Source organism: Frankiales bacterium, assembly GCA_016125335.1.
Classification (GTDB): domain Bacteria; phylum Actinomycetota; class Actinomycetes; order S36-B12; family CAIYMF01; genus Longivirga.
Genome location: WGLY01000010.1, coordinates 12,320 through 33,188, shown reverse-complemented (window position 1 = coordinate 33,188; position 20,869 = coordinate 12,320). Strand labels below are relative to the sequence as shown.

Sequence of the window (20,869 nt, the reverse complement as noted above, 5' to 3'; positions counted from 1 at the left end):
CCGGCCCGCACGGCACAGGATCGGGCGCCGTCCCGGCACCCGGGCCCCCTGCCCCCGCATGTGGGGGCAGTATGGGGGTGCGGGCGGCAGCGCCGCCGTCCGCGGACCGACGTGCGAGGAGACCCATGGACGCCGTGACCCGTACCCCCGTCGCCGTCAACGAGCCGGTGCGCTCCTACGGACCCGGCACCCCCGAGCGAGAGCGCCTTCAGAAGCGCCTGGTCGACCTCGCCGGCGAGCGGGTCGACCTCACCTGCACCATCGGCGGGGTCGAGCGCCGCGGCGGCGGCGAGCAGATCGAGGTGGTGCAGCCGCACGCGCGCCACCACGTGCTCGGCACGCTCGGCGGAGCGACGCACGACGACGCGCGCGACGCGATGGCCGCGGCCAAGGCCGCCGCGCCCGGCTGGCGCGCGCTGTCGTTCGACGACCGGGCCGCGATCTTCCTCAAGGCGGCCGACCTCCTGGCCGGCCCGTGGCGCGACACCCTCAACGCCGCCACGATGCTCGGGCAGAGCAAGACCAGCTACCAGGCCGAGATCGACTCCGCCTGCGAGCTCATCGACTTCTGGCGCTTCAACGTCGGCTTCGCGCGCCAGCTCATCGCCGAGCAGCCGATCTCGTCGCCGGGGGTGTGGAACCGGCTCGACCACCGCCCGCTCGAGGGCGTGGTCTACGCCGTCACACCGTTCAACTTCACCGCCATCTCCGGCAACCTGCCGACCGCCCCGGCGATGATGGGCAACGTCGTCATCTGGAAGCCCGCGCACACGCAGGCCCTGGCGGCGCACTACCTCATGCGGCTGCTCGAGGAGGCCGGGCTGCCGCCCGGCGTCATCAACCTGGTGACCGGCCATGGGGTGGAGACCAGCGACGTCGTGCTGGGCGACCCGGACTTCGCCGGGCTGCACTTCACCGGCTCCACCCGGGTGTTCCAGCAGCTGTGGCGCACCATCGGCGAGAACATCGCGTCCTACCGCTCCTACCCGCGCGTGGTGGGCGAGACGGGCGGCAAGGACTTCGTCGTCGCGCACCCGAGCGCCGACCTCGACGTGCTCCGCACGGCGCTGGTGCGCGGCTCGTTCGAGTACCAGGGGCAGAAGTGCTCGGCGTCCTCGCGCGCCTACGTACCGCGCTCCCTGTGGGCCACGCTGCGCGACGAGCTCGCCGCCACCGTCGACGGCCTCGCGATGGGCCCGGTGACGGACTTCGACAACTTCATGGGCGCGGTGATCGACGACCGCGCCTTCGCCCGTGTCACCTCGGCCATCGACCGCGCCAAGGCCGACCCGTCGGTCAGCGTCGTCGCGGGCGGCACCTACGACGACAGCGACGGCTGGTTCATCCGGCCGACGGTGATCGAGTGCACCGACCCCACGGCGGAGTACTTCACGGATGAGTACTTCGGCCCGCTGCTCGCCGTGCACGTCTACGACGACGACCACTACGACGAGATGCTCACGCAGATGGAGGGCGTCGCGTCCTACGGCCTCACCGGATCGATCATCGCCCAGGACCGCGCCGCGATCGCCGCGGCCACGGACGACCTGCGCTTCGCGGCGGGCAACTTCTACGTCAACGACAAGAGCACCGGCGCGGTCGTGGGCCAGCAGCCCTTCGGCGGCGCGCGGGCGTCGGGCACCAACGACAAGGCCGGCGCGCCGCAGAACCTGCTGCGCTGGACCTCCACGCGCGCGATCAAGGAGGCGCTGGTGCCGCCGAAGGTCGCGATGGGCGGCACCTACCACGGCTGGGGCTACGGCAAGCCGGACGAGCTGCCGCGGCCGTAGCGACGGCCGGCATGGGTCAGGAGGGCTCGCGGCTGCGGCTGACCCGCACCGCGTGGTTCGGGCCCAAGCGGGTCGTGGGCTGGGGCTGGTCGCCGCGCTCCTGGCAGGGGTGGGCCGTCACGGCGGTGTTCCTCGCGGCCCTCGTGCCGCTGGCCGTGGTGCCGCACCGGCCGTGGGCGGGCGTGGCCCTGCTCGCGGTCTACCTCGTCGTCATCGCGGTCACCGGCGACCCGCCCGGGCCGGCCCGGCACGGCGGCTGACGCGTGCCCGGCGCCGTGGTCACGGTGGAGGCGGCGCTGTTCGCCGTCACCGTCGTCGCCTGGTTCCTGCTCGAGCTGCGCCGGGCGCTGCACCGGCGCACCGACGCCGCCACCGAGGGCGACCGCTCCAGCCTGGCTCTGCTGCGCGTCACCACGCCGCTCGGCTTCCTGCTCGCGGTGCTCGTCGCGCTCCTCGTGCCGGCCGCCGCCGTGCCCGCGTGGCTCGCCGACGGCGTCGCGCTCCTGCTGCTGTGGTGCGGCATCGCCATCCGCTGGTGGAGCATCCGCGCGCTCGGCGACTACTTCACCTACACGGTGCAGACCAGCAGCGACCAGCGCGTGGTCGACACCGGGCCGTACCGGTGGGTGCGGCACCCCGCCTACCTCGGCATGTCGCTGGCCTTCCTGGGCGTCGCATGCCTGCTGGCCAACTGGCTCTCGGTGCTGGTGCTCGCGCCGGTCATGCTGGTGGGTGTGGCCTACCGCATCCGCGTGGAGGAGGCGGCGATGACCGCCGAGCTCGGCGAGGCGTACTCGCGCTTCGCCGCGAGCCGCAAGCGGCTCGTGCCCGGGGTGTGGTGAGCGACGTCCCCCGTGCGCCGCTCACCACGTGCGGGGACGTCGTCAGCCGAACGCGTAGACGACCGTGACGGACACCCCGACGTCCTGCGTGCCGGCCTGGACGGGCACGGCGGCACCGGCCGCCACGGCCATGTCGCGGCCGTAGTACACCGGGCTGGGGCCGGACACCTGCTCGGACACCGACACCACCTGGCCCAGTGGGCGGCCGGCGGCCTGGGCGTACTGCTCCGCCTTGGTCCGCGCGTCGGCCATCGCCTTCGCGCGGGCGCCGCCGACGAGGGCGGAGGTGTCGTCGAGCGCCACGCTCACGCCGTCGACCCGCACGGCGTTGCCGCCCGCGGCGACGGCGGCCGTCAGCGTGGACCCTGCCTTGGCCAGGTCGCGCACGGTGGCCGAGAGGCTCTCGGTCACGGCGTAGCCGTCGGGCGAGCCCTTGCTGGTCCAGTTGGGCTGGATCGACAGGTTCGAGGTCTGCAGGTCCTTCTCCGCCACCCCGTGGTCGCGCAGCGCGGCGATGACGTCGTGCATCGCGTTGTTGGCCGAGCCGAGAGCGGTGTCGATGTCGGCCGCGGTCGTGCTGACCGAGAGGTTGAGCCGCAGCGTGTCCGGCGTGCCGGTCACCGAGCCGGTGCCGGTGACGGTGATGCCGCCCTGGGCGGCGTCGGTGGTGCCGGTGGTGGTGGGCACCGAGGTGAGCACGGCTGCCTGGGCGGCGCTCGGACGGCTCGAGCCGACCACGTACGCCGCCACGACGGCGAGCACGAGCAGGGCCGCGACCGCGAGCTTGCGCCCGGTGAGGGTGATCGTCATGCCGCTGTGACGCGACCGGCGACGTCGCGGTTCCGCCGCGGGCGGGTATGGCGCGGACGACGACCCGTACGGCTCAGAGGGCCGGCTGCACGAGCCGGATCCATCGGCCGTGCAGGTCGTGGAAGCCGACGGCGCGCAGGTAGGTCTGCTGGGTCGCGAGCTCGGGCGAGGCCACGAGCCGCCGCACCCCGAGGTCGTGGAACACCCCGCTCTCGGCGTAGACGAACTCGCCCGGCGTGAAGTCGCGGAACCGGCGGGTCACGTAGTCGAGCTCCACCTCGGCGTCGCCCTCGCCCTCGTCGCGCACCACGACGGCCCCGATGGTCTCGGCCTGCCACTGCACCAGGAAGGCCCAGCGGCGCGCGTCGCCAGGGTCGGGCAGGGCGTACGTCGGCTGGAAGCGGCGGATGTCGTCGAGGTGCACGCCGAGCACGTGGCGCAGGTACGCGTCCTCCGGCCGCACCTCGATCACCGAGAACGCCGACGCGTCGTGCCGCTCGGTGAGCAGCCGCCGCAGCCAGTACACGTCGATCACCGCGATGACGGCGTTCATCGCCGCGAACGGCCAGATGCCCAGGACGGCGTTGTAGACGACGGCCAGCACGGCACCGGCGAGGTTGAGCCAGCGGAAGCGCAGCACCCGCGCCTGGGCGAGGGAGAGGATGACCAGCGCGCTGCCGATCCAGCCGACGATCTCGAGGAGGGTCCGGGTCACCGGCCCATGATGGCGACCGCGCGGGCGGTCGCGGTCCGCGGCCCGGCCGTGCGGGGGCCCGCGGGCGCCGGGTCAGCCCAGCCGGGCCGCCGCGACCTCCTCCTCCTTGGCCAGGGCGCGCTCGATCTGCTCCGCGCAGAACCGCTCGACCTTGCCGCCCACGAACGGCACCGACGCCTTGATGCTCATGTCGACCACGACGGCGCTGCCCGCGGCCTCGGGGCGCAGCGCCAGCGTGCCGTCCACCGAGACGGGCGCCCCGCCGAACTCGACCCGCACGGTGCCCGAGCGCGAGCCGTCGGCCGCGGCCGGGCCGATCACCCGGGTCTCGGTGAGGCGGATGGACTCGCCGATGAGGGCCTTGGCGTAGGACGGGACGTCGGCCGGCAGCGACCGGGTGGAGACCACGGTCGCGCCCCCCGAGCCGTCCGGCGTCACGGCGACCTCGACGTCCTGGCCCCCCGTGGCGACGGCCACCTCCTCGACGTAGGCGGGGTCGGTGACCAGCGCGAAGGCCCCCTCGGGGTCCGTGCTGAAGCCGAGCCGGGACGAGAGCGGGGTGGCCACGGTGTCCTCCTCTGGTACGGGCGTCCGGGTCGTACACCCGTCCTGCGTCAGGATGCCGTATCGGTGAGTGGCGCTGCGCCGCGGGCGGGCGACCATCGGCATAAGGTGAGCGGCGGTCCCCACAACGGCGTGGGTCCCGGACGAGGACGAAGAAGGCGATGTCAGTCGTGCCCGAGAGCGCGCAGACCACAGTCCCTGATGCCCCTGTCGCCCCCTCCGGGTCGGCCCCCATGTCGCCCGTGGCCGCGGCCAAGCGGCTCGAGGAGGCCAAGGCCGAGCTGCTCGAGCGCGCCCTGGCCACCGGCCCGGACGACCCCCGGCTCGGCAGCCTCGTCCGCCGCTACTACCGCCACACCGCGCCGGAGGACCTCCTCGGCCGCGACCCGGTCGACGTCCTCGGCGCGGTGGTGAGCCACCGGCGCACCGCGCAGGACCGCCCGCAGGGCACCGCCGTCGTCCACGTGTTCACCCCCTCGGTCGAGGGGCACGGCTGGTCGGCCGGGCACACCGTGGTCGAGATCGTCACCGACGACATGCCGTTCCTGGTCGACTCGGTCACCTCCTGCCTCGGCCGCGAGGGCCGCTCGATCCACCTCGTGATCCACCCGCAGTTCGTGGTCCAGCGCGACGTCGTCGGGGCGCTCCAGGACGTCGTCGCCGTCGACGACGAGGACGAGGTCGTGCCGTTCGGCGCCACCGCCGAGTCGTGGATGCACGTCGAGATCGACCGCGAGACCGACGACGCCGACCTGCGCCAGATCGAGGCCGACCTCCAGGCCGTGCTGCGCGACGTCCGCGAGGCGGTCGAGGACTGGCCGCGCATGGTGGCGCGCGCCCGCCACCTCGCCGACGAGCTCGAGAGCGCGCCGCCGACCACCGTCGACAAGGACGAGGTGGACGAGTCCGTCGAGCTGCTGCGCTGGCTGGCCGACGAGCACTTCACCTTCCTGGGCTACCGCGAGTACGTGCTGAGCGACGACGGCGACTCCCTCCAGCCCGTGGCCGGCACGGGGCTGGGCATCATGCGGGCCGACCGCCCGGCCAGCAAGGCGTTCTCCAAGCTCTCGCCCGAGGTCCGCGCCCGGGCCCGCGAGCCGCACGTGCTGGTGATCACCAAGGCCAACAGCCGCTCCACGGTGCACCGCTCGACCTACCTCGACTACGTCGGCGTCAAGCAGTTCGACGAGAACGGCCTCGTGGTGGGGGAGCGCCGCTTCCTCGGGCTCTACACCTCGAGCGCCTACGTCCAGTCCGTCACGGCGATCCCCGTGCTGCGGCGGACGGCACGGATGGTGCTGCACCGGTCCGGCTTCCGCGTGGACGGCCACTCCTACAAGGACCTCATGCAGGTCCTCGAGACCTACCCGCGCGACGAGCTCTTCCAGGCCGACCCCGACGAGCTCACCGAGACCGCGCTCTCGGTGCTGCACATCCAGGAGCGCCGCCAGACCCGGCTGTTCATGCGCCGCGACCGCTACGGGCGCTTCGTGTCGTGCCTGGTCTACCTCCCGCGCGACCGCTACACGACCCACGTGCGGCTGCGCCTGCGCGACGTGCTCGCGGAGGAGTTCGGCAGCACGAGCATCGACTACACCGCGCGGGTGTCCGAGTCGGTGCTGGCCCGGCTGCACTTCGTGGTGCGCGGCGAGCCGGGCGGCACGCTGCCCGTCGTCGACGGCGAGCGGCTCGAGGCGCGGCTGGCCGAGGCCACCCGCTCGTGGGAGGACGAGTTCTCCTCCGCCCTCATCGACCAGGTGGGCGAGGAGGAGGCGGCGCGCCTGCTCAAGTTCTACGCCGAGGCGTTCCCCGAGGCCTACAAGGAGGACTTCCCGGCGCGCACCGGCGTGATCGACGTCCGCCACCTCGAGGAGCTGCGCAACGACGGCGACCTCGGGCTCAACCTCTACGAGCCGCACGCGGCCGGCCAGGGGGAGCGCCGGTTCAAGATCTACCGCCGCGGGCCGGCGATCTCGCTCTCGACCGTGCTGCCCGTGCTCCAGCGCATGGGCGTCGAGGTCGTCGACGAGCGGCCCTACGACTTCGAGACCCCCGGCACCCCGATGTGGGTCTACGACTTCGGCCTGCGCCTCGACGGCCAGGGCGTGGACGCCGCCACCCTCAAGCAGCGGTTCCAGGACGCGTTCCTCGCCGCGTGGAGCGGGCGGGTGGAGGCCGACGGCTTCAACGCGCTGGTGGTGTCGGCCGGGCTGCGCTGGCGCCAGGCGATGGTGCTGCGCGCCTACGCGAAGTACCTGCGCCAGACGGGAACGGCGTTCAGCCAGGACTACCTCGAGCGCAGCCTCGTCGCCAACGTCCCGATCGCCCGGCTGCTCGTGTCGCTGTTCGAGACCCGGTTCGACCCGGCCTTCTCCGGCGACCGCGAGGCCCGCACCGAGGCCCTGCGGGTCGAGGTGGAGACGGCGCTGGAGAGCGTCACCAGCCTCGACCAGGACCGCATCCTGCGCTCGTTCCTGGCCCTGGTGCTCGCCACGCTGCGCACCAACTTCTTCCAGGTGGACGCGTTCGGCGGCCCCAAGGACTACGTGAGCTTCAAGCTCGACCCGGCCCAGGTGCCGGACCTGCCCGCGCCGCGGCCGCGCTTCGAGATCTGGGTCTACAGCCCCCGGGTGGAGGGCGTGCACCTGCGCTTCGGCGCGGTCGCGCGCGGCGGGCTGCGGTGGTCGGACCGCCGGGAGGACTTCCGCACCGAGGTGCTCGGCCTGGTCAAGGCGCAGATGGTCAAGAACGCCGTCATCGTGCCCGTGGGCGCCAAGGGCGGCTTCGTCGTCAAGACCTCGCCGGACCCGTCGGTCGACCGCGAGGGATGGCTGGCCGAGGGCATCGCCTGCTACCGCATGTTCATCAGCGGCCTGCTCGACATCACCGACAACCTCATCGCCGGCGAGGTCGTGCCGCCGTCGAACGTGGTGCGCCACGACGGCGACGACACCTACCTCGTGGTGGCGGCCGACAAGGGCACCGCGACGTTCAGCGACATCGCCAACGAGGTCGCGATCTCCTACGGCTTCTGGCTCGGCGACGCCTTCGCCTCCGGCGGCTCGGCCGGCTACGACCACAAGGCGATGGGCATCACCGCGCGCGGTGCGTGGGAGTCGGTCAAGCGCCACTTCCGCGAGCTCGGGCACGACACGCAGACCGAGGACTTCACGGTGGTCGGCGTCGGCGACATGAGCGGCGACGTGTTCGGCAACGGCATGCTGCTCTCCGAGAAGATCCGCCTGGTCGCCGCGTTCGACCACCGCCACGTGTTCCTCGACCCCAACCCGCTCGCGGCGGCGTCCTACGCCGAGCGCAAGCGGCTCTTCGAGCTGCCGCGGTCGAGCTGGGCCGACTACGACCAGTCGCTCATCAGCGAGGGCGGCGGCATCTACCCGCGCACCGCCAAGTCGATCCCGATCAGCCCCCAGGTGCGCACGGCGCTGCACCTGCCGGAGTCGGTCACCCGCATGACCCCGGCCGAGCTCATGCGCGCCATCCTGCTCGCACCCGTCGACCTGCTGTGGAACGGCGGCATCGGCACCTACGTGAAGTCCTCGCGCGAGACCAACGCCGAGGTGGGCGACAAGGGCAACGACGCGATCCGGGTCGACGGCTCGCAGCTGCGCGTGCGCGTGGTGGGCGAGGGCGGCAACCTCGGCCTCACCCAGCTCGGCCGCATCGAAGCCGCGCGCAACGGCGTGCGGCTCAACACCGACGCGATCGACAACTCGGCCGGTGTCGACACCTCCGACCACGAGGTGAACATCAAGATCCTGCTCGACCGCGTGGTGCGCGACGGCGACCTCACCTCCAAGCAGCGCAACGCGCTGCTCGCCGAGATGACCGACGAGGTGGGCCACCTCGTGCTGCGCGACAACTACGAGCAGAACATCCTGCTGGGCAACGCGCGGGTGCAGTCGCACTCGATGCTCACCGTGCACAAGCGGTTCATCCGCTCGCTCGAGGCGCGCGGAGCGCTCGACCGCTCGCTGGAGTTCCTGCCGAGCGACGCCGAGATCGACACCCGCCACGCCAACCGCGACGGGCTCTCCTCGCCGGAGTTCGCGGTGCTCGTGGCCTACGCCAAGATCACCCTCACCGAGGACCTGCTCGAGTCGGCGATCGCCGACGAGGCCTGGTACAGCCGCGTGCTGCGCGAGTACTTCCCGGACCAGCTCACCGCGCGGTTCGACGCGCTGCTCGACAGCCACCCGCTGCGCCGCCAGCTCGTCATCACCGGCGTCGTCAACGACATGGTCAACCGGGGCGGCATCACCTTCGCCTTCCGCGCCGGCGAGGAGACCGGCGCCGGCCCGGTGGAGGTGGCCCGCGCCTACACCGTGGCGCGCGAGGTGTTCGACCTGCCCGCCTTCTGGCGCAAGGTCGAGGCGCTCGACAACCAGGTGCCCACGGCGGCGCAGTGCGCGCTGTTCCTCGAGTCGCGCCGGCTGCTCGACCGGGCCACCCGCTGGGTGCTCACGGCCCGCGGCGGCCGGGTGGACGTCGGCGCCGAGATCGCGCACTTCCTGCCCGAGGTCGAGCGGCTCGCGCCGCTCACGCCGGACATGCTGCGCGGGGTGGAGCGCAAGCGCCTCAACGACCGCGCCGACGAGCTCCAGGCGCTCGGCGCGCCCCGCGAGCTGGCCGAGGAGAGCGCGTCGCTGCTCGACGTCTACGGCCTGCTCGACGTCGTGGAGGTCGCCCGCGCCACCGAGTCCGACGCCGAGGACGTGGGCCGGCTCTACTTCGCGCTCTCGGAGCGCTACGAGGTCGACCGCATGCTCACCCGGATCACGCAGCTGCCGCGCGACGACCGGTGGAGCGCGCTGGCCCGGGCCGCGCTGCGCTCGGACCTCTACAACGCGCTGACCGGCATGACCCGCCGCGTGATCGAGACGACGCCGGAGATCACCGACCCCGACGAGCGGATCGAGGCGTGGGAGGCCCAGCAGGCAGAAGGCCTCGCCCGCGCCCGTGCCACCCTCGACGAGATCTCCACCCAGGAGCAGTTCGACCTCGCCACCCTCTCGGTCGCCCTCCGCACGATCCGCACCCTGGTGCAGCAGGGCTCGTAGGAGCGATCCGCCCCTCGACCCTGGCCCGCGGTCGACGCTTCGGCCGAGCGGGCCTGCTCGTCCCGTGCGGGTGAGGGCGACGTCACGGTGCGTTCTCGGCTGTGCCGCCTGGGTGGTCCCGGGCTCAGCATCCGCTCAAGCGTGGTCCACAACGGCCGGCCGACCCTGTCGTTCCTTGTCGTGCCGCGCCTAACCTCGGGCTCGACGCGCCGGCTCCAGGCAGGGACGCCCCGGGGCCCGTAGCGACCTTCGTCGGGTGCGTCACCGGTGGGGCCCCGCGGCCCCGGTCCCCGTGAGGTGTCCCGTGGCGCTCGTGCCGCGCTCCGACCTGCGCCACGGCACGCCCGGTGCCGCACCGGTGGGGCGCCCCGCCGGTGCGACGCCGTCCGGCTCTGCGGACCGGACCACCGCGAGCGGCCCACCCCCGGTGAGCGCGTACGCCGACCCGCTGCTCGTCGACCGCGTGCGCACCCTCGTGCGCGACCGCGGCACGGACCCGCTCGCCGACCCGGGCGCCGTACGGTCCGCCGTCCTCGACGTGCTCGACGAGGTCGTGCGCGAGCACGGCGCAGCCGCGGACCTCGACGCCGAGGCGTGGGCCCGCGACCTGCTCGACGCCGTCGCGGGCTACGGCCCCCTGCAGCGCCTCTTCGACGACCCGGAGGTCGAGGAGGTGTGGTGGAACGAGCCGAACCGCGTGTTCTGCGCGCGGCGCGGGCGCAGCGAGCTGAGCACCGTGGTGCTCACCGAGGCGCAGGCGCGCGACGTGGTGGAGCGGATGCTGCGCACGTCGGGACGCCGGGTGGACCTCAGCCAGCCGTTCGTCGACGCGCTGCTGCCCGACGGCAGCCGGCTGCACGTCGTCATCCCCGACGTCACGCGCCGCCACTGGGCGGTCAACGTGCGTCGCCATGTCCTGCCCGCGACCAGGCTCGACGACCTCGTGGGCATCGGGACCCTGACCACCGCCGCCGCGCGCTTCCTCTCGGCGGCGGTGGTCGCGGGTCTCAACATCGTCGTGGCCGGCGGCACCCAGGCCGGAAAGACCACGCTGCTCAGCTGCCTGCTCAACGCCGTGCCCGCGCACGAACGCGTGGTCACGTGCGAGGAGGTCTTCGAGGTGCGGCTCGACCGTCCGGACTGGGTGGCGATGCAGACGCGCCAGTCCGGGCTCGAGGGCACCGGCGAGATCTCCCTGCGCCGCCTCGTCGTGGAGGCGCTGCGGATGCGGCCCCACCGGCTCGTGGTCGGCGAGGTGCGCCAGGCCGAGGCGCTCGACCTGCTCGTGGCTCTCAACAGCGGCATGCCGGGGATGACGAGCGTGCACGCCAACTCCGCGCGCGACGCCGTCACCAAGCTGTGCGTCCTGCCCATGCTCGCGGGCGAGAACGTCACTGCCGCCTACGTCGTACCCACCGTCGCCTCGGCGGTCGACCTCGTCGTGCACGCGTCGACGGGACCGGACGGCCGGCGACGCGTCCGCGAGGTCGTAGCGGTCTCCGGTCGCGTGGAGAGCGGCGTCATCGAGACCACGGACGTCTTCACGACCCGCGGCGGCGAGCTGGTGCGCGCGGGCGGCTTCCCGCCCCACGAGGAGCGGTTCGCCGCGCACGGCCTCGACCTCCGTCGGGTGCTGGGGGAGGACCGGTGAGCGGGAGCCTGGTGGGCCTGGTGCTCGGCCTCGGGCTGCTGCTCGTCGTCACGAGCGGCACGCGGTCCCCGCAGGAGAGAAGGTCGAGCGCCTCGCGCGTCCGGTCCCGCCTCGACGCGGCGGGGCTCGGCGACGTCCCGACCGGTCGTGTCGTCGCGTCGTGCGCCGTCGCCGGCGTCGCGGGAGCTGTCGTGATGCTCGCGGTGTCCGGCAGCCCGGCGGTGGCGCTGGCCTTCGGCGTCATCGCCGGCTGGGTGCCGCTCGGGGTCGCCGGCCGGCGGGCCGAGCGGCGGCGGCATGCGCTCACGGCGTGCTGGCCGGACGCCGTCGACGACCTCGCCTCGGCGGTGCGCGCCGGCATGGCGCTGCCGGACGCGCTCGGGGCGCTCGCCGAGCGCGGCCCGGCCGAGCTGCGTCCTGCGTTCGCGCGCTTCGCGGCCGACCACCGCGTGACGGGCTCGTTCCACCTGTGCCTCGACCGGCTCAAGGCCGACCTCGCCGATCCCGTCGGCGACCGCGTCGTGGAGGCCCTGCGCCTGGCCCGCGACGTCGGCGGCACCGAGCTGGGGCGGCTGCTGCGCACGCTGTCCGCGGTGTTGCGTGAGGACGCCCGCACCCGCGCCGAGCTCGCCGCGCGCCAGGGGTGGGCGGTCAACGCAGCCCGCCTCGCCGTCGCCGCGCCCTGGGCCACGCTCGCCTTCCTCGCCCTGCGGCCCGGCGCGCTCGCGGCCTACGACTCCGTGGGCGGGCTCGCGGTGCTCGCGATCGCCGCCCTGCTCAGCGTGACGGCGTACGCCGCGATGCGCCGCATCGGGCGGCTGCCCGTCGACGAGCGGGTGCTCACGTGAGCGCCGTCGGAGCGATGCTCGGCGCCGCGGCGGCGAGCGGTGCGCTGCTCGTCGCGGGGGAGCTCGCCGCCCGCCGGCCCCCGTCGGTGGTCGAGCGCATCGCGCCCTACCTGTCCGGGCCGTCCTCCGGCCCGGAGGCGGACGCCGCGCCCACCCTGCTGCGCCTGCTGGCGCCCTCGACCGGAGCGCTGCGCGAGCGGGTCGTCGCGTGGCTCGACGGGTCGACCGCGCTCGAGGCACGGCTGCGTGCGGCCGGGCACGACGACGCGACCGTGGCGGGCTTCCGGCTCGAGCAGCTGGTGTGGGCGGTCACCGGGCTGCTCGGGACCGCCGTCGTGGCGGCGCTGCTCGTCGGGGCCGGGCGTCCGGTCAGCCCGGCCGCTGCCACGGTGCTCGCCGTCGTCACCGGAGTCACGGGTGCGCTGCTGCGCGACCGGCGGCTCACCCGCGAGATCGCCCGTCGGCGCGAGGCCGTGCGGCTCGGGCTGCCCGCCGTCGCAGACCTGCTCGCGCTCGCGGTCGCCTCGGGGGAGTCCGCCGTCGGCGCGCTCGAGCGGGTCGGCCGGGTCGCGCGGGGTCCGCTGGCCGACGAGTGCCGCCGGGCCACCGAGGCCGCGGCGTCGGGTGTGCCCTTCGTCGACGCGCTCGACGCGATGGCCTCGCGCGTCGACGAGCCCGCGGTTCGCCGCTTCGTCGACGGCGTCGCCATCGCCGTGCAGCGCGGCACGCCGCTTGCCGAGGTGTTGCGCGCCCAGGCCGGGGACGCCCGCGCGGACCTGCACCGCGTTCTGCTCGAGACCGCCGGCCGCAAGGAGCTGCTGATGCTCGTGCCGGTCGTGTTCCTCGTGCTGCCCACCGTGGTGCTCGTCGCGCTGTTCCCGGCGTTCTCGTCCCTGACCTCGCTCGCGCCGTGAGCCCCCGCATCGCCGACCTCGACCCCGTCCTTGCTCCCGTCGCCGTCACCCCACCACCAGGAGGAACCCCATGTCCGCTCGCGTGCACGCCCTCGTCCACCGGGTCCGCGGAGACCGCGGCGACGTGCCCGGCTGGGTGCTCGTCGCCGTGATGACCGCCGGACTGGTCACCGCTCTCTGGCTCGTCGCCGACGGCCAGCTCACCGCGCTGTTCGACCGCGCGGTGACGTCGGTGACCAAGCCCTGACCGTGCGCCGTCCGCCGACGGCCCCCGGGGTCGCCGGAGGCAATGTCCGCCGGGGCGATCGCGGCAGCGCCGTCGTCGAGTTCGTCGTCGTGGTGCCGCTGCTCGCCCTCGTGCTGCTCGCCGTCGTGCAGGTGGGTCTCGCACTGCACGTCCGCGCGCTGGTCGCCTCAGCCGCGGCCGAGGGTGCGCGTGCGTCGGCGGCGTCGGGCGGCGACCTCGCTGTAGGAGTGCGCCGCACCCGCGCGGTGCTCACTGGTTCGCTCGCCGACGGCGTCGTCACGTCGGTGACGGCGCAACGCCGAACGGCCGGTGCCGTGGCCACCGTGGACGTCGAGGTCGACGCGCGGCTGCCGCTGATCGGCCTGCTCGGGCCGGCGGCGCTCGTGGTGCACGGCCACGCCCTGGTGGAGCCGTGAGCGCCACACCCCGCGACAGCGGTTCGGCGCTCGTGGAGGTGCTCGTCCTCGGCGTCGGGCTGCTGGTGCCGCTGCTCCATACCGTGGTCTCGCTCATGGCGGTGCAGTCGGCGTCGTTCGCGGCCACCTCCGCCGCGCGCGAGGGGGCCAGGGCCTACGTCACGAGCGCGACACCCGCGCAGGCCGTCGCGCGGTCGCGCGCGGCGGTCGCCCTCGTGCTCGCCGACGCCGGCGTCGAGCCCGTCCTGCCGTCGGTGCGCTGCGTGGGCGGCTGCCTGCAACCGGCGTCGCGTGTCGACGTCACGGTGCGCGTGGAGGTGCCGTTGCCGCTGCTGCCCGGCGGCCCAACCGTCGGCGTCACCGGCCAGGAGTCCATGCCGGTCGACGCCTACCGGGAGGTGCCGTGACGCGCCGGCTCCGTCCACGACCTAGCGCCCGTAGGCGCGTCACCGGCGACGACGGCTCGGTGCTCCCGCTGGTGGTCGGTGCGGTCGTCGTGGTGGTCATGCTCGTCACCGTGGTGACCGACGTCGGCGCGCTCTGGCTCCAGCGGCGCTCGCTCCAGGCAACCGTCGACGGTGCCGCGCTGGCCGGAGCGCAGTCGCTCGACCTGGCCCCGATCTACGCGGACGGCGCCCAGGGCGACCTCCGCCTGGACGCCCGTACGGCTCGCATCCGCGTGCGGGCCTACGCCGCCTCGCTGCCCTCCGCACGGCGGCTCGCGTCCTTCCGGCTCACCGCGGTCACGGTCGACACCACCACCGTCACCGTCCGGGCGAACGCGGTCGCGCGGCTGCCGTTCCTCAGCTGGGTCACCGGTCGCGGCGTCACCCTCGTCGCCCAGGCCAGCGCCCGCTCCGCCGCGCCTTGACATGTGGTGGCCCGACAGCACAGATGCGACTCAGGATGGACGTGTAAGGGAGCGGAACGAGTACGTACGAGAGCCCGTGCAGTAGCGGTGAGTTGGGATCAGGTGAACGCGTCCGAGCCCTGTACGCCACCGTCCGACACGTGCGCAGTCCACTCGGTGCCGTTCCAGTAGCGGTGCTCGTGCCGTTCTGTGGGATCAGCCAGCCAGGCGGCTGGTTGGCTGATCGCAAGGGCCGGCGACTCGGGCTGCGGCGGCGGTGGGAGCTCGTCGTCCTCGTCGTCATCCTCCACCAGGCCAGCAGCCTGGGCTTCCGCCGCCTGGGCGACGATCGCAGCGGCGGCGAGCTGCGCGGCGCGTTCCTCGGAGGCGCGCTGCGCCGCCGACTTCCTGGCCTCTTGCTTCTCCCACGCCTTGCGCCACTTGCGGGAAGCCGGCCCCTCATAGGGCTTGGCGTGGCCGGTGTCGTTGTACTCGCCGCACGTCTCGCACTTGAGCTTCTTCTTGGTGAGCAGAGCACCGACGCCGACAAGGACCTTCGAGCGCAGGGTGCGCTTCGACTTGAAGGCCTTGTTGCCGCAGTTCCAACAGCGGAGCTCGCCGTCACTATCGACTCGGACGTCCTTCATCGGTTCCCCCGGTTGGCGTGTGAACTTCCAGTGACCCTACTGGCAGGCTCCTTCGAGCATCGGGCTTCACCACTCCCGGCCGCCGCACACTGGTTGGTGCGCGCAGCCACGGTGACGTCGCTCCCTGTCATGGGCGTGGTCTCGACCGCCGATGGCGGGTCCGAATGGATGATCAGGATCAGCGTCGACGGTTCGAGGTGCCTAGCCTCGGAAGAGTGATCACCCCTTCGCGCCTGGTTCTCGCTGCCGTCGTCCTCTCCCTGGCTGGGTGCGCCAGTGGCTCTGATGTCAGCACGTCGTCCTCGCCTCCTGGCGTTACCACCCCCACCGCATCGTCGACCACGGCAGAACCACCGGCTCTCCCTGCATCGGCCACGTCGGATGACCCACAGGTCGTGGCGGAGAGTCTGAAGTCGCAGATCTCCGAGATCGCGACCATCGTGCAGGTGACGGAGGCCAACGACTCGAACAACCTTCTCGGTCGCCCGGGCAAGTACGACGCGGCCTCGTTCATGAAGGACTCGCGTCTCACCTGCAGCGCGTCCAGTCTGCGTGACCTGGACACGAGTTGCGGAGCCAAGATCGAGCGATGGCCGTCGAAGGCCGACGCCCAGGCCCGCGCCGACTACATCCAGAACGCACTCAAGGCGATGCCCATCCTCGGAACCGAGTACGACTATGTGCGCGACAACCTGCTGCTGCGCGTCGCGGGCGATCTGAAGCCCACGGAGGCCAAGCAGTACGAGACGGCCTTCACGGGCTGACCGAGCGGGACAGGGCGAGGCGGCCGGGCCCCCCGGCTCCGGCCGCCTCGTCTTCGGGGTGGGTCAGCGGACGACGATCGTCCTCACCGCGGAGACCGACATCGCGGTGTGGCGGCCGCCGAGGTCGGTCGGGTGCACGAACCGCACCTGCGAGGTGCGGGAGGGCTTGAAGGAGTAGGAGAACCGCCCGCCGCTGCGCGGGTAGCGGGTCGCCTTGGTGTACCACCGGCCGCTGGTGCCGGTGCGCACCTGCACGAGCACCTTCTCGCCGTTGCCGTTGTTGTAGCCGGCATTGGTGGCGAACTTGATGACGCCGCGCGCGGTCGCCGTGGTGCCGCGCGAGATCGACGTCGGCGCCGAGCTCGACAGCGTGGTGTAGCGCAGGATGTAGGACTTCGACAGCGCCCACGAACCGGTCACCGTGTCGGTGCCCGCGGCCGAGCCGTGGGTGACCATCCGGAAGTCCTGGTCGAGGGTGAAGTCGTCGTAGCGGTGCGCCACCACCGCGACCGGCACCGTGTACACGCCGGCGTCGTCGGGGTGCAGGGTGCCCAGCGACTTGGTCCAGCCGCCGGCGAAAGCGTTGGTGGAGGCAGGCGACAGCGCGCCGCCGAGGCTGCCGATCGAGCCGTCGCGGGCGATGTCCACCAGCACGCTGCCCACGCCGCTGCACGGGTCGGACGCCGTCACGCTCACCACCACGCGCGCGCCGGTCGGCTTGAGCACGGTGAGGTTGCGCGACCCGGACGACACCCGCGCCGAGGTGATCTGCGGCGTGGTGTGGTCGTAGAACTGGTAGGTCCAGGTGTCGGCCGTCGGATTGGTGAACACCACGCCCGGGTCGCAGCCGGTCGGCACGCGGCCGGTGCTGGGCCAGGCCGGCGCGGCCGCCGCTCCGGCGGGCGCGGCGCCCAGCAGGACGGTGCCGGCGGACGCGGCCGCCGTCAGGGCAAGGGCGACTCGTCGCCGGGTCGTGGTCATGCTCTCCCTCTCCGAGCGGTCGCGCGGACCGCCGCTGCATGCGGTGGGGCCGGGTCCGGCCGGCCGTCGGTCGACGGCGTCACCCCGTGCGTACGGACGTCACCCACCATGGCCGAGGCCCCCGGCGTTGCGAACCCCCGCAATTCGGGGGGTCGGGCGCGTCTCGTGCGGGGGAGGGGGCCGCCGGGCAGGGCAGGATCGTCCGTTCGGTCGACCCAGCCTGGGCGACTACCCTCTACGACGTGGCGATCCAGGACCCCCGCGAGGCTCTCAAGGAGCACCAGGCGACCCTCACGAGCATCGAGAAGGTGCTCGACGTCCCCTCGATGCGCACGGAGGTGAGCCGGCTCGAGACCGAGGCCAGCGCGCCGGACCTCTGGGACGACCCGGCCAAGGCCCAGGAGGTCACCAGCCGGCTGTCGTTCGTGCAGGGCGAGATCGCCCGGGTCACCGGGCTGCGCCAGCGGCTCGACGACGTCTCCGTGATGCTCGACCTCGCCGATGAGATGGACGACGACGACACCCGGGTCGAGGCGGTCAACGAGCTCGACGCGCTCGGCAAGGCCATCGGCGAGCTCGAGGTGCGCACGCTGCTCTCCGGCGAGTACGACCAGCGGGAGGCGCTCGTCACCGTGCGGGCCGAGGCGGGCGGCGTCGACGCCGCCGACTTCGCCGAGATGCTCCTGCGGATGTACACGCGCTACGCCGAGCGCCACAAGTGGCCGCTCGAGGTGCTCGACACCTCCTACGCCGAGGAGGCCGGCATCAAGTCGGCCACGTTCACGGTGAAGGCGCCCTACGCCTACGGCACCCTCTCGGTCGAGCAGGGCACCCACCGCCTCGTGCGCATCTCGCCGTTCGACAACCAGGGCCGCCGCCAGACCTCCTTCGCCGGCGTCGAGGTGCTGCCGGTGGTGGAGCAGACCGACCACATCGACATCCCCGACGACGAGCTGCGCGTGGACGTCTACCGCTCCAGCGGCCCCGGCGGGCAGGGCGTCAACACCACCGACTCGGCCGTGCGCATCACCCACCTGCCCACGGGGATCGTGGTCTCCTGCCAGAACGAGCGCTCGCAGATCCAGAACCGCGCCAGCGCCATGATGGTGCTGCAGGCCAAACTGCTCGAGCGCGCGCGCCAGGAGGAGCAGGCGAGGATGAACGCCCTCAAGGGCGACTCGTCCGGCTCGTGGGGCAACCAGATGCGCTCCTACGTGCTGCACCCCTACCAGATGGTGAAGGACCTGCGCACCGAGGTGGAGACCGGCAACACCGCCGCCGTGCTCGACGGCGAGATCGACGACTTCATCGAGGCCGGCATCCGCTGGCGGCGCACCCAGGGCGAGTAGACCCACCGGGCCGCGCGCCCACCTGCGCACGGCCGGGGCCGCACATGCCGAGGCCCCGGGACGGGGGGTTCCCGGGGCCTCGTTCCCACCCGGAGGTGGAGCGTCGCGGGGGGACACGACGCCTTCGTGCACGAGGTGGCGTCGTCGTCGGCTCCGGTGCCGCACCGAAGTCGGCCGGGTGTCGCGGCGGGCGCGAGCGACACCCCTGACGGGGCTCGGGGACGACGTCCCTCGTGTCCGGCTCGGCGGTCCCCGGAGATTCCGCGGGCACGGGGCGGGGCGTCCTCCGCCGGCACCGGACCTGCCCATGGTGACACTGATCGCGCGCTGTGCCCAGCCGATCACGCGGGGTCGAGCCTCCTTTCCCCAACCTTGACCGTCCCCGAGACGTCCCTGGGGTGGCCCAGCGAGTCGGCTCCTGGCATCCGGTGGTCCTGCGCCGTATTCCGGACGCCCCCGACGGCGCCACGCCCCGCGGGCGGGTGGCGGGAGGGGCCGGGAACGGAACGTAGACTCGCGGTCGTCCTACCAGCGCTGCCGCGCCGCCCGAGGAGTCCACGCCTGTGATCCGCTTCGACAACGTCACCAAGCTGTACGCGACCCAGGCGCGTCCGGCCCTCGACGACGTCAGCGTGGAGATCGAGAAGGGCGAGTTCGTCTTCCTGGTGGGCGCCTCCGGCTCGGGCAAGTCGACGTTCCTCAAGCTGTGCCTCAAGGAGGAGCGGCCCACCAGCGGGTCGATCCACGTGGCCGGCAAGGACCTCAACCACCTCTCGAGGTGGAAGGTGCCGGCGCTGCGCCGCCAGGTGGGCACGGTGTTCCAGGACTTCCGGCTGCTGCCGAACAAGACCGTCGCGCAGAACGTCGCCTTCGCCCTCGAGGTGATCGGCCGGCCCACCAGCCACATCCGCAAGGTCGTCCCCGAGGTGCTCGACCTCGTCGGGCTCGAGGGCAAGCACGACCGCATGCCCGACGAGCTCTCCGGCGGCGAGCAGCAGCGCGTGGCCGTGGCCCGCGCCTTCGTCAACCGGCCGATGATCCTCATCGCCGACGAGCCCACCGGCAACCTCGACCCCTCGACGTCGGTCGGCATCATGAAGCTGCTCGACCGCATCAACCGCACCGGCACCACCGTGGTCATGGCCACGCACGACGCCGCCATCGTCGACCAGATGCGCAAGCGCGTCATCGAGCTCGAGGGCGGGCACCTCGTGCGCGACCAGAGCCGCGGCGTCTACGGCTACGCCCGCTAGCGCCACCCGCCGCACCCGTCGCCCACCACGGCACACCGACCGCACCGCCGACGTAAGGACCAGCACCCCCCATGCGCGCCCGTCTCATCCTCACCGAGGTCGGCATCGGCCTGCGGCGCAACCTCACGATGACCGTCGCGCTCGTCATCACCTTCGCGGTGTCGCTCGGGCTGCTCGGCGGCGCGCTGCTCGTGCGCGACCAGGTCGACGTGATGAAGGACTACTGGTACGACAAGGTGCAGGTCTCGATCTTCCTGTGCACCAAGGACTCCGACACCCCGAGCTGCGCGGGTGGCCAGGTCACCCAGGCCCAGAAGGACGCCATCTCGGCCGACCTCGAGTCGCTGCGCCCGCTGGTGGAGCAGGTGTACTACGAGTCCAGCGCCGAGGCGTACGCGCGGTTCCAGCAGCAGTTCAAGGACTCGCCCATCGCGCAGAACGCCAGCCCGGACGCGCTGCCCGAGTCGTTCCGCGTGAAGCTCTCCGACCCGGCGCAGTACAAGGTGGTGGCAGACGCCTTCACCGGCCGGCCCGGCGTCGACAACGTGGTCGACCAGCGCAGCCTGCTCGACAAGTTCTTCCAGGTGCTCGGCGGCCTCCAGAAGCTCGCGCTGCTCATCGCCGGATCGATGATCCTGGTGACGGTCCTGCTCATCGCCAACGCCATGCGGGTCGCCGCGTTCAACCGCAGACGCGAGACCGGCATCATGCGACTGGTCGGCGCGAGCAACTTCTACATCCAGATGCCGTTCCTGCTCGAGGCCGCCGTCGGCGCGGCCCTCGGCGCAGGGGTGGCCTCCCTCTCGCTCATCGGCGTCAAGGCGATCCTCATCGACCGCGTGCTGAGTCCGCAGTTCACCATCACCCCGTTCGTGGGCTGGGACGCGATCATCAACGCCTCGGTGTCGCTGTTCGTGCTCGGCATCGTGCTCGCCGCGCTCACCGCGTTCCTCTCCCTGCGCCGCTACCTGCGCGTCTGACGCCGCCGGTCCGGGGGCGCGGGCCGTACGACCCGGCACCCGTCCGGCGTCACCTCGGCCCGGTCCGGCCTGTCCTGCGCTCGTCGCGCCGGGGCTCGGGCTACCCTGGTCAGCCGAGTCACATTCGTCACGTCCGTCACAGCAGTCACAGGCCGCAGGCCGGCTGCCCG

The 20,869-nt window shown here is 73.0% G+C and carries 19 protein-coding genes; 14 read left to right on the top strand and 5 right to left on the bottom strand.

Going from position 1 to position 20,869, the window contains the following annotated elements:
• Positions 1-125 precede the first annotated feature (125 nt).
• The 3 genes from pruA to GC157_06230 are packed head-to-tail and all read left to right on the top strand — an operon-like array spanning position 126 to position 2,632.
• Positions 126-1,790 (top strand): L-glutamate gamma-semialdehyde dehydrogenase, encoded by a 1,665-nt coding sequence (pruA, locus tag GC157_06240; protein MBI1377064.1) that lies wholly within the window; start codon positions 126-128, stop codon positions 1,788-1,790.
• An 11-nt stretch (positions 1,791-1,801) separates the two neighbouring features.
• Positions 1,802-2,050, top strand: coding sequence for a hypothetical protein (locus GC157_06235; protein MBI1377063.1), 249 nt, complete (start codon positions 1,802-1,804; stop codon positions 2,048-2,050).
• A 3-nt stretch (positions 2,051-2,053) separates the two neighbouring features.
• The gene (locus GC157_06230) at positions 2,054-2,632 is read left to right on the top strand and encodes a DUF1295 domain-containing protein (GenBank protein MBI1377062.1); all 579 of its coding nucleotides are present in this window, start codon (positions 2,054-2,056) and stop codon (positions 2,630-2,632) included.
• Positions 2,633-2,674: 42 nt separating this feature from the next.
• On the opposite strand, the gene GC157_06225 is transcribed toward GC157_06230, so the two are convergent.
• The 3 genes from GC157_06225 to GC157_06215 form a co-directional block, all read right to left on the bottom strand.
• Positions 2,675-3,442 (bottom strand): DUF541 domain-containing protein, encoded by a 768-nt coding sequence (locus GC157_06225; protein ID MBI1377061.1) that lies wholly within the window; start codon positions 3,440-3,442, stop codon positions 2,675-2,677.
• Positions 3,443-3,515: 73 nt separating this feature from the next.
• A complete protein-coding gene (locus tag GC157_06220; protein ID MBI1377060.1) occupies positions 3,516-4,157 on the bottom strand; it encodes a hypothetical protein in 642 nt (213 codons plus the stop codon).
• Between the two features lie 72 nt (positions 4,158-4,229).
• Positions 4,230-4,826 (bottom strand): DUF2505 family protein, encoded by a 597-nt coding sequence (locus tag GC157_06215; GenBank protein MBI1377059.1) that lies wholly within the window; start codon positions 4,824-4,826, stop codon positions 4,230-4,232.
• A 128-nt stretch (positions 4,827-4,954) separates the two neighbouring features.
• On the opposite strand from GC157_06215, the gene GC157_06210 reads away from it, so the two are divergent.
• The 7 genes from GC157_06210 (at position 4,955) to GC157_06180 (ending at position 14,746) form a co-directional block, all read left to right on the top strand.
• Entirely contained in the window at positions 4,955-9,799 is a 4,845-nt protein-coding gene (locus tag GC157_06210) for an NAD-glutamate dehydrogenase (GenBank protein ID MBI1377058.1), read from the top strand.
• 427 nt (positions 9,800-10,226) lie between these two features.
• Complete coding sequence (locus GC157_06205; protein MBI1377057.1) at positions 10,227-11,450, top strand: CpaF family protein; 1,224 nt, start codon at positions 10,227-10,229, stop codon at positions 11,448-11,450.
• The gene (locus tag GC157_06200; protein MBI1377056.1) at positions 11,447-12,298 is read left to right on the top strand and encodes a type II secretion system protein F; all 852 of its coding nucleotides are present in this window, start codon (positions 11,447-11,449) and stop codon (positions 12,296-12,298) included. Before GC157_06205 ends, GC157_06200 begins: the two co-directional genes overlap by 4 nt.
• Positions 12,295-13,212 (top strand): pilus assembly protein TadB, encoded by a 918-nt coding sequence (locus tag GC157_06195; GenBank protein ID MBI1377055.1) that lies wholly within the window; start codon positions 12,295-12,297, stop codon positions 13,210-13,212. Before GC157_06200 ends, GC157_06195 begins: the two co-directional genes overlap by 4 nt.
• Before the next feature lie 249 nt (positions 13,213-13,461).
• Complete coding sequence (locus tag GC157_06190) at positions 13,462-13,875, top strand: pilus assembly protein (protein MBI1377054.1); 414 nt, start codon at positions 13,462-13,464, stop codon at positions 13,873-13,875.
• Positions 13,872-14,282, top strand: a complete 411-nt coding sequence (locus GC157_06185; protein ID MBI1377053.1) for a pilus assembly protein — start codon at positions 13,872-13,874, stop codon at positions 14,280-14,282. The genes GC157_06190 and GC157_06185 overlap by 4 nt, the downstream gene beginning before the upstream one ends.
• Positions 14,283-14,341: 59 nt before the next feature.
• Positions 14,342-14,746: a hypothetical protein gene (locus GC157_06180; GenBank protein MBI1377052.1), complete on the top strand. Its 405-nt coding sequence runs from the start codon at positions 14,342-14,344 to the stop codon at positions 14,744-14,746.
• Positions 14,747-14,844: 98 nt separating this feature from the next.
• On the opposite strand, the gene GC157_06175 is transcribed toward GC157_06180, so the two are convergent.
• The gene (locus GC157_06175) at positions 14,845-14,970 is read right to left on the bottom strand and encodes a DUF2510 domain-containing protein (protein MBI1377051.1); all 126 of its coding nucleotides are present in this window, start codon (positions 14,968-14,970) and stop codon (positions 14,845-14,847) included.
• A gap of 617 nt (positions 14,971-15,587) precedes the next feature.
• On the opposite strand from GC157_06175, the gene GC157_06170 reads away from it, so the two are divergent.
• On the top strand, positions 15,588-16,136 hold the full coding sequence (locus GC157_06170) for a hypothetical protein (GenBank protein MBI1377050.1): 549 nt from the start codon (positions 15,588-15,590) through the stop codon (positions 16,134-16,136).
• A 63-nt stretch (positions 16,137-16,199) separates the two neighbouring features.
• On the opposite strand, the gene GC157_06165 is transcribed toward GC157_06170, so the two are convergent.
• On the bottom strand, positions 16,200-17,117 hold the full coding sequence (locus GC157_06165) for a hypothetical protein (GenBank protein MBI1377049.1): 918 nt from the start codon (positions 17,115-17,117) through the stop codon (positions 16,200-16,202).
• 242 nt (positions 17,118-17,359) lie between these two features.
• Here GC157_06165 and prfB point away from each other — a divergent pair, with 242 nt between their 5' ends.
• From prfB to GC157_06150, 3 genes are all read left to right on the top strand, one after another.
• A complete protein-coding gene (prfB, locus tag GC157_06160; protein ID MBI1377048.1) occupies positions 17,360-18,466 on the top strand; it encodes a peptide chain release factor 2 in 1,107 nt (368 codons plus the stop codon).
• Positions 18,467-19,029: 563 nt separating this feature from the next.
• Positions 19,030-19,719, top strand: a complete 690-nt coding sequence (gene ftsE / locus GC157_06155; protein ID MBI1377047.1) for a cell division ATP-binding protein FtsE — start codon at positions 19,030-19,032, stop codon at positions 19,717-19,719.
• A 71-nt stretch (positions 19,720-19,790) separates the two neighbouring features.
• A complete protein-coding gene (locus GC157_06150; protein MBI1377046.1) occupies positions 19,791-20,699 on the top strand; it encodes an FtsX-like permease family protein in 909 nt (302 codons plus the stop codon).
• The last annotated feature ends 170 nt before the right edge of the window (positions 20,700-20,869 follow it).

What these genes read in the sequence shown, in the direction of transcription:
- pruA (MBI1377064.1), top strand. Translation starts at nt 126, where the DNA reads ATGGACGCCGTGACCCGTACCCCCGTCGCCGTCAACGAGCCGGTGCGC.
- GC157_06235 (MBI1377063.1), top strand. Translation starts at nt 1,802, where the DNA reads ATGGGTCAGGAGGGCTCGCGGCTGCGGCTGACCCGCACCGCGTGGTTC.
- GC157_06225 (MBI1377061.1), bottom strand. Translation starts at nt 3,442, where the DNA reads ATGACGATCACCCTCACCGGGCGCAAGCTCGCGGTCGCGGCCCTGCTC.
- GC157_06215 (MBI1377059.1), bottom strand. Translation starts at nt 4,826, where the DNA reads ATGCCGATGGTCGCCCGCCCGCGGCGCAGCGCCACTCACCGATACGGC.
- GC157_06210 (MBI1377058.1), top strand. Translation starts at nt 4,955, where the DNA reads ATGTCGCCCGTGGCCGCGGCCAAGCGGCTCGAGGAGGCCAAGGCCGAG.
- GC157_06165 (MBI1377049.1), bottom strand. Translation starts at nt 17,117, where the DNA reads ATGACCACGACCCGGCGACGAGTCGCCCTTGCCCTGACGGCGGCCGCG.
- GC157_06150 (MBI1377046.1), top strand. Translation starts at nt 19,791, where the DNA reads ATGCGCGCCCGTCTCATCCTCACCGAGGTCGGCATCGGCCTGCGGCGC.